General features: G+C 62.2%; 15 protein-coding genes. 13 read left to right on the top strand and 2 right to left on the bottom strand.

What is annotated here, in order from left to right; genetic code table 11:
* The first annotated feature begins 169 nt into the window (after window positions 1-169).
* Window positions 170-1,540 (top strand): class II 3-deoxy-7-phosphoheptulonate synthase, encoded by a 1,371-nt coding sequence (locus RGUI_RS00925; protein ID WP_081531335.1) that lies wholly within the window; start codon window positions 170-172, stop codon window positions 1,538-1,540.
* A gap of 72 nt (window positions 1,541-1,612) precedes the next feature.
* Here the strand turns inward: RGUI_RS00925 and RGUI_RS00920 are convergent, their stop codons facing one another.
* The gene (locus tag RGUI_RS00920) at window positions 1,613-2,227 is read right to left on the bottom strand and encodes a PAS domain-containing protein (RefSeq protein WP_081531334.1); all 615 of its coding nucleotides are present in this window, start codon (window positions 2,225-2,227) and stop codon (window positions 1,613-1,615) included.
* Window positions 2,228-2,404: 177 nt separating this feature from the next.
* On the opposite strand from RGUI_RS00920, the gene RGUI_RS00915 reads away from it, so the two are divergent.
* Genes RGUI_RS00915 through RGUI_RS00900 form a run of 4 tightly spaced genes read left to right on the top strand, consistent with a single transcriptional unit; the run spans window position 2,405 to window position 5,663 of the window.
* Window positions 2,405-3,298, top strand: coding sequence for a YicC/YloC family endoribonuclease (locus RGUI_RS00915; RefSeq protein WP_081531333.1), 894 nt, complete (start codon window positions 2,405-2,407; stop codon window positions 3,296-3,298).
* A 3-nt stretch (window positions 3,299-3,301) separates the two neighbouring features.
* Complete coding sequence (gmk, locus tag RGUI_RS00910; protein WP_081531332.1) at window positions 3,302-3,940, top strand: guanylate kinase; 639 nt, start codon at window positions 3,302-3,304, stop codon at window positions 3,938-3,940.
* Between the two features lies 1 nt (window position 3,941).
* Entirely contained in the window at window positions 3,942-4,469 is a 528-nt protein-coding gene (locus RGUI_RS00905; protein ID WP_081531331.1) for a gamma carbonic anhydrase family protein, read from the top strand.
* Window positions 4,470-4,478: 9 nt separating this feature from the next.
* Window positions 4,479-5,663 carry a PLP-dependent aspartate aminotransferase family protein gene (locus tag RGUI_RS00900; protein ID WP_081531330.1) on the top strand — a complete coding sequence of 395 codons (1,185 nt, stop codon included), beginning with the start codon at window positions 4,479-4,481 and terminating at the stop codon, window positions 5,661-5,663.
* Here RGUI_RS00900 and RGUI_RS00895 read toward each other — a convergent pair.
* Window positions 5,660-6,040 carry a hypothetical protein gene (locus tag RGUI_RS00895; protein WP_081531329.1) on the bottom strand — a complete coding sequence of 127 codons (381 nt, stop codon included), beginning with the start codon at window positions 6,038-6,040 and terminating at the stop codon, window positions 5,660-5,662. The two genes, RGUI_RS00900 and RGUI_RS00895, sit on opposite strands and share 4 nt — an antisense overlap.
* Window positions 6,041-6,241: 201 nt before the next feature.
* On the opposite strand from RGUI_RS00895, the gene RGUI_RS00890 reads away from it, so the two are divergent.
* From RGUI_RS00890 to RGUI_RS00855, 8 genes are all read left to right on the top strand, one after another.
* Window positions 6,242-7,282 carry an ATP-binding protein gene (locus RGUI_RS00890; protein ID WP_081531328.1) on the top strand — a complete coding sequence of 347 codons (1,041 nt, stop codon included), beginning with the start codon at window positions 6,242-6,244 and terminating at the stop codon, window positions 7,280-7,282.
* Between the two features lie 166 nt (window positions 7,283-7,448).
* Window positions 7,449-8,486 (top strand): PstS family phosphate ABC transporter substrate-binding protein, encoded by a 1,038-nt coding sequence (locus RGUI_RS00885; RefSeq protein ID WP_081531327.1) that lies wholly within the window; start codon window positions 7,449-7,451, stop codon window positions 8,484-8,486.
* A 79-nt stretch (window positions 8,487-8,565) separates the two neighbouring features.
* Window positions 8,566-10,029, top strand: coding sequence for a phosphate ABC transporter permease subunit PstC (gene pstC / locus RGUI_RS00880; RefSeq protein ID WP_081531326.1), 1,464 nt, complete (start codon window positions 8,566-8,568; stop codon window positions 10,027-10,029).
* Window positions 10,026-11,399 (top strand): phosphate ABC transporter permease PstA, encoded by a 1,374-nt coding sequence (pstA, locus tag RGUI_RS00875; protein ID WP_081531325.1) that lies wholly within the window; start codon window positions 10,026-10,028, stop codon window positions 11,397-11,399. The genes pstC and pstA overlap by 4 nt, the downstream gene beginning before the upstream one ends.
* A 39-nt stretch (window positions 11,400-11,438) precedes the next feature.
* Window positions 11,439-12,221, top strand: a complete 783-nt coding sequence (gene pstB, locus RGUI_RS00870; RefSeq protein ID WP_253799240.1) for a phosphate ABC transporter ATP-binding protein PstB — start codon at window positions 11,439-11,441, stop codon at window positions 12,219-12,221.
* A 25-nt stretch (window positions 12,222-12,246) separates the two neighbouring features.
* Window positions 12,247-12,963, top strand: a complete 717-nt coding sequence (phoU, locus tag RGUI_RS00865; RefSeq protein WP_081535907.1) for a phosphate signaling complex protein PhoU — start codon at window positions 12,247-12,249, stop codon at window positions 12,961-12,963.
* A complete protein-coding gene (phoB, locus tag RGUI_RS00860; protein ID WP_081531323.1) occupies window positions 12,963-13,652 on the top strand; it encodes a phosphate regulon transcriptional regulator PhoB in 690 nt (229 codons plus the stop codon). The genes phoU and phoB overlap by 1 nt, the downstream gene beginning before the upstream one ends.
* Before the next feature lie 347 nt (window positions 13,653-13,999).
* A complete protein-coding gene (locus tag RGUI_RS00855) occupies window positions 14,000-14,752 on the top strand; it encodes a LuxR family transcriptional regulator (RefSeq protein WP_081531322.1) in 753 nt (250 codons plus the stop codon).
* Window positions 14,753-14,772: the final 20 nt, after the last annotated feature.

Below are 14,772 nucleotides of genomic sequence, written 5' to 3'. Positions count from 1 at the left end.
GGTTCCGGCTGCGCGACCACGTGTCCCTCCACGCTTATGGTCAGGAAATCGAATACAGCTTTGGCGGGACGGATCAAGGGGCGTGCGCGGGCGGCGCCCTTTTCCGGTAGCAGCGCCTCGCGCTTGTGCCTATAAGGCGCCCACCGGCCCAATACGCGGAGCGAGGACGATGACGACGTGGCAAAAGACCGACTGGCGATCCCGACCCCGGGTGCAAATGCCCGATTATACGGATCAGGCGGCGCTTGAAGCCGTCGAGGCCCAGCTTGCGAAATACCCGCCGCTCGTCTTTGCCGGCGAGACCCGGAACCTGACCACCAAGCTTGGCAAGGCCGCGCGGGGCGAGGCGTTCCTGCTGCAAGGCGGCGATTGCGCCGAGAGCTTCTCGGAATTCAGCGCCGACACCATCAGGGACACGTTCAAGGTTCTGCTGCAGATGGCCGTGGTTCTGACCTACGGCGCAAAGCTGCCGGTGGTGAAGGTCGGACGGATGGCAGGCCAGTTCGCCAAGCCGCGCTCAGCTCCGATGGAAACGGTCGGCGGCGAAGAACTGCCCAGCTATCGCGGTGATATCGTCAACGGGTTCGAGTTCACGCCAGAGGCGCGGATCCCCGATCCGAACCGGATGCTGCAGGCCTATACCCAGGCCGCCGCCTCGCTGAACCTGCTGCGCGCGTTTTCCAAGGGCGGCTTCGCCGACATCCATCGGGTGCATAGCTGGACGCTGGGTTTCACCGACAGCGATGAGGCAGAGCGCTATCGCGACATGGCCAACCGGATCAGCGACACGCTCGGCTTCATGACGGCCGCAGGTGTGAACGCGGACACCATGCAGGGCATGTCGCAGGTGGATTTCTTCACCTCTCACGAAGCACTGCTTCTGGAATACGAAGAGGCGCTGACGCGGGTCGATTCGACGTCTGGCAACTGGGTGGCCGGGTCGGGCCACATGATCTGGATCGGCGACCGGACCCGCCAGGTCGACGGGGCGCATGTCGCCTTCTGCCGCGGGGTGATGAATCCGATTGGGTTGAAATGCGGGCCGACGATTTCGGACGACGACCTCAAGACGCTGATCGAGGCGCTGAACCCGCAAAACGTGCCGGGCCGTCTGACGCTGATCACCCGGTTCGGGGCGGGCACCGTGGGCGAACATCTGCCGCGCCTGATCAAGGTGGTGCGCGACATGGGGGCCGAAGTGCTTTGGACCTGCGATCCGATGCACGGTAACACCATCAAGTCGGCCAGCGGCTACAAGACACGGCCGTTCGATTCTGTTCTGCGCGAGGTGCAGGAGTTCTTTGCCGTCCACAACGCGGAAGGGACGATCCCCGGCGGCGTGCATTTCGAGATGACGGGCAAGGACGTGACCGAATGCACCGGCGGCGTGCGGGCCGTGACGGACGAGGACCTGTCCTCTCGCTATCACACGGCGTGCGACCCGCGTCTGAATGCGTCCCAGTCGCTGGAACTGGCCTTCCTCGTCGCCGAGGAATTGGCCAACCGGCACGAGCAGGCCGCGGCGGCGGCCGCTCAATAGGCGCATTAAGCGACCGTTTCAAACAGAAGAAGGCGCCAAATGGCGCCTTCTTTTTCGTATCTATCAGCCGTTTCAGGCGTTTTCGACGACGCCGCCTTCGATCACCCGCAGGGCAGGGCGTTCCTGACGTTCGGGGCGCACCTGTTCCTCTCCCACGCCGAGGATCTGGAAACGGCGCGGCGTCCAGCCAACCGTTCCGACCGTGGCAATCGCGCCCAGCACCCGCTGCGGCGACCCGGCCTCGGGCGCCAGCGGCAGCAGCAACATGCCGGCGAACAGCGCCTGACGGCCATAGCTGCGCGGCGAAATCAGGCGCAAGCGCACCGGCGCATCCATATCGCTCAGCAATTCGCCAATCGTCTTTTGCAGTTGCGGCCGGGACTCGGGCAGGACCAACGCCGACAGCGGCATCCCGCGCATTTCCATCCCCATCAGCTCGTGCAGATGCTGACCGGCCAGACGCAGCCGCAGGTGATGCGGGGCGATGGCCTCTGCCACGAAGCAATTCGAAAGTGCGCGGGCAAAGCCGCGGGGTTCCAGTTGTGCGCGTGTCGGCAGCGACCCGTTCGTTTCACGCAGGCTCGACCAATAGGCCTCGACCTCGTCAAGTGCCGCAAGCTCGCCGCTTTTCCGATATCCAGCGATGGAAATGACCGCTGCACGGGGGCTCTTCTCAATATCTGCCATGCCCTTCTCCGCCTTCCCCTGGTCCCACCCAGCTTACATTCGCCAAACTCGTGGAGTGGTGTCCGAACATTGCCGCGCTTGCGTCAAGATGATAGTCGAAACCGTCTCCGATGACAAAAGAATGCCACAGTTTCGCCCGAGACGGGGCAGTTTCTTTACGAAAGGTTAATTCAGGCCATGGCACATTCGATGACCGCGTTCGCCACAACGGGCGGGCAGGGGGCAGGCTACACCTGGATTTGGGAACTGCGCGGGGTCAACGGCAAAGGCCTTGATATGCGGATGCGCCTGCCCGACTGGATCGGCGGGCTGGAGCAAGCGGCACGCAGCGCGCTGCAGGCTCGCCTTGCGCGGGGGAGCGTCACACTGGGCCTGAAGATCGCACGCGATCCCGGGGCGGTGTCCGGGGCGGGGCTCGATCCGGCGGCACTGGATGCTGCATTGACCCAGATCCATGCGGTGGAGGAAGCGGCCCGCGCCAAGGGCATCGCACTTCGGCCGACCAGCGCGACGGAAATCCTCTCGATCCGCGGGGTGACCGAGGCGCAAACCCCCGCCGAGACCGAGGTCGCGCTGCGCAAGGCCCTGCTTGCCGATCTGGAGCGTTTGCTGGACGCGTTTGTCGCCATGCGCCGGTCAGAGGGCGCGGCGCTGATCAAGATCCTTGGAGGACAACTGGACAATGTGCAGGCCCTGACCAAGGCGGCAGAGGCCGAAGCCGAGGCGCGACAGGACCATGTGGCCGAAACCCTGCGGGCCAATCTGGCGCGCGTTCTGGACAACAGCAGCGGTGCAGACCCGGACCGCGTGGCACAGGAGCTGGCCCTGATCGCGGTCAAGTCGGATGTGCGCGAAGAACTCGACCGGCTGGGCGCCCATGTCGAGGCCGCTCGAACGCTGCTGGCTTCGGACGAACCGCTTGGCCGCAAGCTTGACTTTCTCATGCAGGAATTCAACCGTGAGGCGAACACGCTCTGTTCGAAGGCGCAGTCCTCGGGGCTGACCCGCATCGGTCTTGACCTGAAGGCGGCCATCGATCAGATGCGCGAACAGGTCCAGAATGTGGAGTAGGACATGTCGAAACGCCGCGGACTTCTGATCATCCTCTCCTCGCCCTCCGGCGCCGGGAAATCCACGCTGGCGCGACGGCTGCGCGACTGGGACCCTGATATCGTGTTCTCGGTCTCGGCCACGACCCGCACCCCTCGTGAAGGCGAAGTCGATGGCGAGGACTATCACTTCCTGTCGGAAGGCGCGTTCAAGTCAGAGGTGGCGAAGGGCGCGATGCTGGAACATGCCTTTGTCTTCGGCAATTTCTACGGCTCCCCCGAAGGGCCCGTGCGGCAGGCGATCGAGGCCGGGCGCGACGTGCTGTTCGACATCGACTGGCAGGGGGCGCAACAGGTGCGCAACTCCTCGCTCGGCCAGCATACGATGTCGATCTTCCTGCTTCCGCCGTCCATTGCCGAACTGCGCCGGCGGCTTGAAACCCGCGGCCAGGACAAACCCGAGACGATATCGAAACGGATGCAGAAGAGCTGGGACGAGATCAGCCATTGGGACGGCTACGACTTCGTGCTGGTCAATGACGACCTCGACGCCACCGAGGAAAGGCTCAAGACCATCCTGACCGCAACCCGCCTGCGGCGCAGCCAACAGCCCGGACTGACCGAGCATGTGCGCGCCCTGCAGGCCGAATTCGAGGCGTTGTGACATGCCCATCTATGCTCTGGACGGACTCGAACCGACCTTCCCCAGCGACGGGGACTATTGGGTCGCGCCCGATGCCAACCTGATCGGCCGGGTGATCCTTGAAAGCGCAACCTCGGTCTGGTTCGGCTGTACGCTGCGCGGGGACAACGAACCGATCACGGTCGGGCAGGGGACCAATGTTCAGGAAAACGTGGTCTGCCACACCGACATGGGCTTTCCGCTTGTGATCGGTCCGGGCTGCACGATCGGGCACAAGGCGATGCTGCATGGCTGCATCATCGGCGAGAACTCCCTGATCGGCATGGGCGCCACGGTGCTGAACGGCGCGAAGATCGGAAAGAACTGCCTGATCGGTGCGGGGGCTCTGGTCACCGAGGGCAAGGAGATACCCGATGGCAGTCTGGTGATGGGCGCGCCGGGCAAGGTCGTGCGAAGCCTTGGCGAAGAGGCCATTGAAGGGTTGCGAAAGTCCGCGTTGCATTATCAGGACAACATGCGCCGGTATCGCAGCGGTCTGGTGCGGCTGTGACATCCGGCCATGACTGACGCCCCCTATACTCCCGCTCGCCGGATGCCCTGGCCCGATCCGGGCCTGACCCGCCCGGTTGCAACGCCCTTGCAGCCCTCGGTGGTCTACGCCACGCGCGATCCCGATGCGCTGGACGCGCAGTATGCCGGCGATGCACCGGGCCATGTCTATGCCCGCGAAGGCCATCCCAATGCCGACGTGCTTGCCCAGATGATCGACCGGATGGAAGGCGCCGCCGGAGGGATCGTCACGGGCTCTGGCATGGCGGCCATCGCGGCGATCATGCTTGGGGTGCTGAAGGCAGGCGACCATGTGATCGGCGGCGATCAGCTTTACGGACAAAGCGTGCGGATGCTGTCCAGCGAACTTCAGCGCTTCGGGATCGCGTGCACCCTTGCGGACCCGACCGATGTCGCCTGCATCGAACGGGCGCTGCGGCCTGAGACACGGCTGATCCTGATCGAGGTCGTGTCGAACCCCACGCTGCGTGTCGCCGATGTCGAGGGGATCGCGGCGCTTGCCCGGTCGCGAGGCATCTTGCTGGCGGTCGACAATACCTTCACCACGCCGCGCGGGTTTCGACCTTTCGAAAACGGCGCCGATTTCGTCGTTCATTCGGTCACGAAGCTGTTGGCCGGGCACGCCGATGCCACGCTTGGGTATGTTGTCGCGGCCGACCCTGAACTGAACGCGTCGATGCGCGCGGCGGCCACGACCTGGGGACTGACGCCCAGTCCTTTCGATTGCTGGCTGGCTGAACGGGGGTTGCTGTCCTTCGATCTCCGCTATGATCGGGCCGAGGATAACGCGGCGCGTCTTGCCGATCATCTTGCATCGCTTCCGGGGGTGCGCCGCGTGATCTATCCGGGGCGCCCGGATCATCCCGACCATAACCGGGCAGGGGCTCTTCTGAACGGTCGTTTCGGCAACATGCTCAGCTTTGAGCTGGAGGGCGGGCGGCGCGAGGCGAACCGGTTCACGCAGGCCTGCGACATCGCTTTCGCGCCAACGCTGGGCGACATCGCGTCGACCCTGTCCCATCCGGTCTCGTCATCCCATCGCCGAATGGACCCGGAGGCACGCAATGCACTTGGCATAACGGACGGCTTCTTCCGCCTGTCGGTCGGGGTCGAACCTGTTGACGCACTGATCGAGGGGATTTCCGGTGCGGTGCGCGCGGCGACGCAGGCCTAGTGGCGGGACGCGGGGATCAGTTCGACCGCGACACCCGGACAGTTCGCGCGAATCTCGCAAAGGATGATTGCCGGATCGGGCAAGAACGGCGTCATGACAAGGTAACGCCCCTTGTACCCAACATTCGCCAGTTCAATTGCCAAGTCCATCGCATCGAAGTCTTCGCCAAACAGCGGTGATACGACATATTCGGCGTTTGGAACGCAGGACAGCGCCGCGTGAAGCAGCGCAAAGGGCACGTTTTCGCAGCGCTCTGCCGAAAACCGGGTGCCGATGTCTGCGTTCTGATCGGTTTGAAAGCCGATCAACAGCGCCAGACCGTGTTCGGGAGCGACAACCTCCATCTTTGCCACAAGGAACGGACTGAATTGTTCCACGGTGTTTCGTCCCCTTGACCGAGCCTGTTCGAATCCGCACGCCCCTGATGCTGTCAACCTGACTTTTAGGACAGGTTTAGAGGGAAATGCAACCAATTTTACATTTACCCCAGGTTGCGTGCAAAGCAACGTTGACGTTGGTGCCACTTGCAATTTTCGCGCCTGTATGGGCTGTTGCAGCCGCGACAACGGGGCGGAACGATGGTCGACAGCCTTTCCATTTCTCTTATTTTCGGTGTTCCGATGCCGATTCTGCTGATCGGCAGAAACGGGCGCCTAATTGCAATCAACACGCTTGCAGAAGATCTTTTCGGCAAGGGCGGTGTGGGGCGAAATTATGTCACGTTCATTCGACAGCCCGCACTTCTGGATTGCGTCGAAGAAGCGCTCCGGCTTCGTCAATCGCGCCGGGTACGCTATCTGACGACCGACCGGGTGCGGGAGGCGACCTACGAAGCGGTGGCGTCACCCATTGGCGATAACGGTGCCGACGGTGTCATGGTGGCGGTGACCGACGTCACCGAACGGGAACAGATGGAACAGATTCGGCGGGATTTCGTTGCAAATGTCAGCCACGAACTGAAAACGCCGCTGACCGCCATGCTGGGCTTTATCGAAACGCTGAAGGGGCCGGCGCGCGACGATACCGATGCGCAAGTGCGGTTTCTGGACATCATGGAGCGTGAGGCCGTGCGCATGAACCGGCTGGTCAGCGACCTTCTGTCGCTCAGCCGTGTGGAGTCGGAGGAGCGCGTGCGCCCGGATCGCCGCATCGACGTTTCGGAAATCCTGCGAATCTCCGTGCAGGCGCTCCGTAAGATGGCATCGGATTCCGGGATCGCGATCAACCTGCACGGCGCCGACAGCCCCGTGCATGTCCTCGGTGAGTCCGACCAGTTGACCCAAGTCTTTCACAACCTTATCGAAAATGGCGTGAAATACGGGGGCAGCGGCGGCGCGGTCGATATCACCGTGACGCTCAGCGAGCGTGAACTTGCGTTTCGGGGCCCCGGCGTGCGGATCGATGTGCGGGACTACGGCGACGGCTTCGATCCGGTGCACATTCCGCGCCTGACGGAACGGTTTTACCGCGTCGACAGTCACCGATCGCGCGAGATGGGCGGAACCGGGCTTGGCCTCGCGATCGTCAAGCATATCGTCAACCGCCATCGCGGCCGGTTCAGGATCGACAGCGAACCGGGAAAAGGCAGCACGTTTTCGGTGATGTTACCCGTGATCTGACACCCATGGGGCGACTTTCGCCTTGCCATGTTAGCCAATTTTCCATTGCCCGGCGGGTTGTCATAAACGTGTTACGTGGATGTCACAAAAGCGTGGCGGCGTTTCACTAGCACGCGCTTGAGGTCGCGCTGTTGAAGCGACCGCAAAACACAATCAGGAGCTATCCATGTCCTTTGCGAAACTGACCGCCTCGGCTCTGGCGATCGCAGCCGTGTCGGCGTCGGCCGCCATGGCCCGTGACAACGTGCAGATTGCCGGTTCGTCGACCGTTCTGCCCTATGCCTCCATCGTCGCCGAAGCTTTCGGTGAAAACTTCGACTTCCCGACCCCGGTCGTGGAATCCGGTGGTTCCTCTGCCGGCCTGAAGCGCTTCTGCGAAGGCGTCGGTGAGAACACCATCGACATCGCCAACGCTTCCCGCGCCATCAAGGACAAGGAAGTCAAGGCCTGTGCCGAAGCCGGCGTGACCGACATCATCCAGGTTCGCATCGGCTATGACGGCATCGTGTTCGCCAGCCAGTTGAATGGCCCTTCGTTCACTGCGTTCGAGCCGGCCGACATCTACAAGGCGCTCGCTGCGCAGATCGTCGTCGATGGCGCAATCGTCGATAACCCGAACATGACCTGGGCCGATGCCAATGCCGATCTGCCGGCCGTTGAAATCGCTGCCTTCATCCCCGGCACCAAGCACGGCACCCGTGAAGTCTTCGAAGAGAAGGTTCTGGTGACCGGCTGCGAGGAAACCGGCGATTTCGACGTGTTCATGGCCGCCAATGGTGGTGACAAGAAAGCCGCTGCAAAATCCTGCATGGCCGTCCGCACCGACGGCAAGTCGGTTGACATCGACGGTGACTACACCGAAACGCTCGCCCGTATCGACACCAACCCCAACGGCATCGGCGTGTTCGGCCTGGCGTTCTACGAGAACAACACCGACAAGCTGAAAGTGGCCACCATGTCGGGTGTCATGCCCTCGACCGAGTCCATCGCCTCTGGCGAATACCCGGTGTCGCGTCCGCTCTACTTCTACATCAAGAAGGCGCATATCGGCGTGATCCCCGGCCTGAAGGAATATGCCGAGTTCTTCGTCTCTGACGAGATTGCCGGCCCGAATGGCCCGCTGTCGCAGTACGGCCTGGTTTCCGACCCGGAACTGGCCGCGACGCAGGCGATGGTCGCCAACGAAGAGACCATGGCGCACTAAACCAAGTGGTTCGGGGGGCGGCGCATCTGCCGCCCCTTACCCTTCCTTTGGGTGGATTTTTCTTTCGACAGGGGGGAACATGCCTGTTCTCTGGATCGTGCTTATCGTGATTGCCCTCGCGGTGGCCGGATATTTCGTTGGACGGAACAGGGCGCTCAAGTCTGGCGGTGGCGACAGCCGCGGCCTTCACTCCCTACCTTCTTATTACGGTTCCCACATCTCTTTGATGGTGGTGATCCCGGCGTTTCTGGTTATGGGCATCTGGCTTCTGGTCCAGCCGCTCTACGTCGATTCCAGGGTTTCCGAACATTTCCCCGAAGAAGCGATTTCCCAAAGCTCCACTCTGGGGCTCATGATGGCCGACGTGCGCCGCGTGGCAGAGGGTCTTGACCTTGCCGTGGCGCAGGGGGAGATGACCCCGGACTATGCCAATAGCATCCGCACGGAATTTACCGATGTGCGCGACCGGCTCGGTAAGGTTGGCGTCGCGCTCGGTTCCGATGTCGGGGCACCGGTGCTGCGTGCCGCGCAGGAATACCGCAGTCTCGCCGCCACCGGACGTCTGCTGATGACCGTGGCCGTTCTGGGCGTCGCATCGGCCGGTTTCGCACTGGCGTTCCTGCGAACAAACGCACAGTTTCGCGCGCGCAACGTGGTCGAGACGGTGATCCGCTATATCCTGATCTTCGCGGCGACCATCGCGATCCTGACCACGATCGGCATTGTCCTTTCGCTGATCTTCAACACGATCGAATTCTTCCGGCTTTACCCGGCGACGGACTTCTTCCTTGGCCTGACGTGGAGCCCAAGCTTCGGCGGCGGGTCGGAACTCGGCATGCTGCCGCTCTTGTGGGGGACGCTCTATATCTCGATCATCGCGCTGGCGGTGGCCGTTCCCATCGGTCTGTTCGCCGCCATCTACCTGTCGGAATACGCCTCGCCGGCGGTACGGGCCTTCGCGAAGCCCATGATCGAGGTTCTGGCGGGTATCCCGACCATCGTCTACGGTCTCTTCGCCCTTCTGACGGTCGGCCCATTGCTGCTGAAGGCATTCGGCGCCGACGGCGTTGGCATCATGCAGGCGGGGACGGCGGTGATGACCGCAGGCCTTGTCATGGGCATCATGCTGATCCCCTTTGTCAGTTCCTTGTCCGACGACATCATCAACGCGGTGCCACAGGCGATGCGCGACGGCTCTCTCGGGTTGGGCGCGACCAAGTCTGAAACGGTCAAGCAGGTTGTCCTGCCCGCCGCCCTGCCGGGTATCGTGGGGGCCATCCTTCTGGCCGCGTCGCGTGCCATCGGTGAGACCATGATCGTGGTGCTGGGGGCAGGGGCCGCGGCGCGGCTGAGCCTGAACCCCTTTGACGCCATGACCACGGTGACCGCCAAGATCGTCAGCCAGCTGACCGGGGATGCCGACTTTGCCAGCCCCGAGGCTCTCGTGGCCTTCGCGCTTGGCATGACCCTCTTTGTCATCACCCTCGGGCTCAACGTCTTCGCGCTTTACATCGTGCGCAAATACCGGGAGCAGTACGAATGACCGACGCAACCGCAAACTCCCCGGCGCAGCCGCACAAGGGCGGGTCGTTGCTGGAACTGGACGAACGGACGAAAAAGCGCAACGCGGCCGAATTCCGATTCAAGTTGTACGGCATGGCCGCGGTGGCCACGGGTCTGTTCTTCCTGGTCTGGCTCTTGACCGCGATCATCAGCAACGGGGTCGGCGCTTTCCAGCAGACGGCCTTCTACCTGCCGGTCGAGTTCAAGCAAGACGTGCTCGACCCCAACGGGAACCGCAACCTCGACGACATCAAGAAGGCCAAGACCTTTGCCTACAGCCCCCTTCTGCGGGAGGCGCTGATTACGCAGATCGACGCCAATGGCATCGACACCGCACTTGATGACAAGGGGACGGGGGGCTTCTCCTCGCCGTTGGACAAGCTTTTCTCCTCCGGCGCCCGGTCGACGCTGCGTGACATGGTGATCGCCAACCCCGATCTGATCGGCAAGACGGTGGAGGTGAAGATCCTCGCCGCCTCGCGCGTAGACGGGTACCTCAAAGGCCGGGTGACGCGCGAGTCGCTGGCCCGCGACAAGAACCTGGATGCGGAACATCTCGACCTGGTCGACAAGTTGACCGACGTCGGTGTCGTCAAGAAGGCGTTCAACATGGCCTTCATCACCGGCGCCGACGCATCGGACGCACGGCCGGAACAGGCAGGCATCGGCGTGTCGATGCTGGGGTCGCTGTTCATGATGCTGGTGGTGCTTTTCCTGTCGCTGCCAATCGGCGTGGCGGCCTCGATCTACCTGGAAGAATTCGCCGCACAGAACCGGTTCACCGATTTCATCGAGGTCAATATCTCCAACCTCGCCGCGGTGCCCTCCATCGTGTTCGGTATCCTCGGTCTGGCGGTGTTCATCCAGTTCGCGCATCTGCCGCAGTCGGCCCCGCTGGTCGGCGGTCTGGTGCTCACGCTGATGACGCTTCCCACGATCATCATCTCGACCCGCGCGTCGCTGAAGGCGGTGCCGCCGTCGATCCGCGATGCGGCGCTCGGGGTAGGGGCCTCGAAGACCCAGGCGGTGTTCCACCATGTCCTGCCGCTGGCGATGCCGGGCATCCTGACCGGCACGATCATCGGGCTGGCACAGGCGCTTGGCGAAACCGCACCGCTGCTTCTGATCGGGATGGTTGGCTTTATCGCCTCGAACTATCCCGGCGGCGTTGCGTCGGGCTTTCTTGACCCGAACTCGGCCATGCCGGCGCAAATCTATGAATGGGCCAAGCGGGCCGACCCGGCCTTCTATGAACGTGCCTGGGGCGGCATCATCATCCTGCTGCTTTTCCTGATGACCATGAACATCATCGCGATCATCCTGCGCCGCCGCTTCGAGCGCCGTTGGTAGACGAGTGAAGGGAAGAAGAACATGTACGATTCCCCCAAGATGACGGAGAGAAAAACAATGACAAAGGATATCAAGATCTCCGCCCGGGACTGCCAGGTCTTTTATGGCGACACGCATGCCATCAAGGACGTGAATATCGAGATCGAGGACAAGACGGTCACCGCCTTCATCGGCCCGTCGGGCTGCGGGAAGTCCACCTTCCTGCGCTGCCTGAACCGGATGAACGACACCATCGATGTCTGCCGCGTCGAGGGCGACATCAAGCTGGACGGCGAAGACATCTACGACGCCAAGGTGGACCCGGTGCAGTTGCGCGCCAAGGTCGGCATGGTGTTCCAGAAGCCCAACCCGTTCCCGAAATCGATCTACGACAACATCGCCTATGGCCCCCGCATTCACGGGCTGGCCAGGGACAAGGCCGAACTTGACGAGATCGTGGAAAAGTCGCTTCGCCGCGGCGCGATCTGGGACGAGGTGAAAGACCGGCTTCAGGCGCCGGGCACCGGGCTTTCCGGCGGCCAGCAGCAGCGTCTGTGCATCGCCCGGGCCGTGGCGACCGAGCCGGAAGTGCTGTTGATGGATGAGCCGTGCTCGGCCCTTGACCCCATCGCGACGGCGCAGGTTGAAGAATTGATCGACGAGTTGCGTGAACAGTATTCGGTGGTTATCGTCACCCATTCGATGCAACAGGCCGCGCGGGTCAGCCAGAAGACCGCCTTCTTCCACCTCGGGAATCTCGTGGAATATGGCGACACCGGCCAGATCTTCACCAATCCTCAGGATCCGCGGACCGAAAGCTATATTACCGGCCGGATCGGCTGAGGGAGGAGTTTCCATGACGGAATCCATGAAAGACCCCCATATCGTCCGCTCTTACGACAGCGATCTGGAGGCCATTCAGGCGCTTATCATGAAGATGGGCGGTCTGGTGGAGGCGGCGATCCTGGAAGCCGCGAACTCGCTGGAAAACCGCGACGAGGAGCTGGCAGAGCGTGTGCGGCTGGGCGACAAGGCCATCGACGCGCTTGAGGAACAGGTCAACGAAGAGGCCGCACGGCTTCTGGCGCAGCGGCAACCCATTGCCAGCGATCTGCGGACCGTTCTTTCGGTGATGAAGATCTCGGCCAACCTCGAACGGATCGGCGATTACTCCAAGAACATGGCCAAGCGGACCGGCGTCCTGCTGCAGATGACGCCGATCGAAGGATCGTCGGGCGCGATCCGGCGCATGGCGAAGGCCGTCGAAATGATGCTGAAGGATGCGCTGGACGCCTATATCCAGCGCGACGTCGAACTGGCCGAGGATGTGCGTCAGCGCGATCACGAAGTCGACCAGATGTACAACGCGCTGTTCCGCGCGTTCCTGACCTACATGATGGAAGACCCGCGCCACATCACGGCCTGCATGCATCTGCATTTCATCGCCAAGAACATCGAGCGGATGGGCGACCACGTGACCTCCATCGCCGAGCAGGTGATCTATCTTGCGACCGGCAAGATGCCCGAGGAGGAGCGGCCCAAGGCGGATCGCACCTCCGTCGACTCCACGGGGGGCCATAGCTGATGCATGTCGAGCAACCCACTGTTCTGATCGTCGAGGACGAACCGGCGCAGAGGGAGGTTCTGGCCTACAACCTGCAGGCCGAGGGCTTCCGTGTGGCCAAGGCCGAAAACGGCGAGGAGGCGTTGCTTCTCGCCGAGGAGCAGGTGCCGGACCTGATCGTGCTCGACTGGATGTTGCCTTCCGTCTCCGGCATCGAAGTGTGCCGGAGGCTCAAGACCCGCAGCGAAACGCGGGCCGTTCCGGTCATCATGCTGTCAGCCCGGTCCGAAGAGGTCGACCGCGTGCGGGGGCTTGAGACCGGCGCCGACGACTATGTGGTAAAGCCGTATTCCGTCATCGAACTCATGGCGCGGGTGCGGGCACATCTGCGGCGCACGCGGCCGGCCGCCGTGGGCGAGCGTCTGGAATTCGAAGACATCGTATTGGACGCCGAAACGCACAAGGTCTTCCGCGACGACAAACCGCTGAAGCTTGGGCCGACCGAGTTCCGTCTTTTGTCCACGTTCATGGAAAAACCGGGCCGCGTGTGGAGCCGGGAACAACTGCTTGACCGCGTTTGGGGCCGGGACATCTACGTCGATACACGGACGGTCGACGTGCATATCGGACGGTTGCGCAAGGCACTTTGCCAACATGGCGGAACCGATCCGGTCAGAACCGTCCGCGGTGCAGGTTACGCCCTGGGCTAGTGCTGGTAATCGGTATTATGGGAAATAAAGATCGTTGCGAGGACCATCCTTCGTGACGGTGCTTGCGCTTCTTTCGGCGCATGGCCAGTGTGCGTGCTCCACCTGAGGCCTCGCTGAAATCATTCCCTCACAGACACTTCCGCCCGGATGCTCATGCATCCGCTGCGCAGCCTCCGATATCGGAACACCGCCGAAGCAAGCGCTTGTTCTCGCGATGTTTCGCTTCTATTAATCAACGACCACTCGCCTTTTCTGCCGTCCCGATCGAACCACTTCGCGCGGACGCGGAATCAAAACATGATGCCACGTCTCAAGACCGGCGTTTCGTGCTTTATCACGGAGTCGACATGAGCCTTGCTTATCTGAACGCCCTGCTTGGCGCCCGAACGATTGAAGAGCTTTGGTCGCTCCATATAAGGAAGATGAGCGAGTACGGCTTTCATCGGCTTTTGTATGGCTTCACCCGGTTCAGAACGGCCAACTCCTTTGGTGCGAACGAAGACCTCGTCGTGTTGTCCAATCACTGCTCCGACTATGTTCAGGCCTTCATCGACCGGGAACTCTACAAAACGGCGCCGATGGTCAGATGGGCTGCTGAAAACGAAGGCGTCTGCAGTTGGCGGGTCTTGCAGGATCTGCGTGCCAACGGCGTGCTTTCACCGGACGAGGAAAGCGTGATCGAGTTCAACAAGTCCATGGGCATCGTGGCCGGCATAACAATCAGTTTCCGCGACGTCTCGGCACGGTCCAAGGGAGCCATCGGGCTGGTCGGTCGCCCCGACCTTGATCAGGATGCCGTCGACTCGATCTGGGACAGCTACGGGCAGGAATTGCTCGTCATGAACGAGGTCATGCATCTGAAGGTTCAGAACCTTCCCTATGGCAGCAAGCGCCCCACCTTGACCCCGCGCCAGCGGGAGGTTCTGGAATGGGTCGGCGAAGGGAAGACCACGCAGGACATCGGAACCATTCTGGGCGTGACACAGGCGACGGTGGAGAAACATCTTCGCCTTGCGCGGGAAGCCCTGGATGTCGACACGACCACACAAGCCGTCCTAAAGGCTTGGTTTCAAAATCAAATCTACTGGACGAAGCCTTAGGTGCCGTGACCGCGCGCGAG

The sequence above is a fragment of the Rhodovulum sp. P5 genome (assembly GCF_002079305.1).
In the GTDB taxonomy this organism is placed as follows: domain Bacteria; phylum Pseudomonadota; class Alphaproteobacteria; order Rhodobacterales; family Rhodobacteraceae; genus Rhodovulum.
This window is presented reverse-complemented; position numbering and strand designations above follow the sequence as displayed.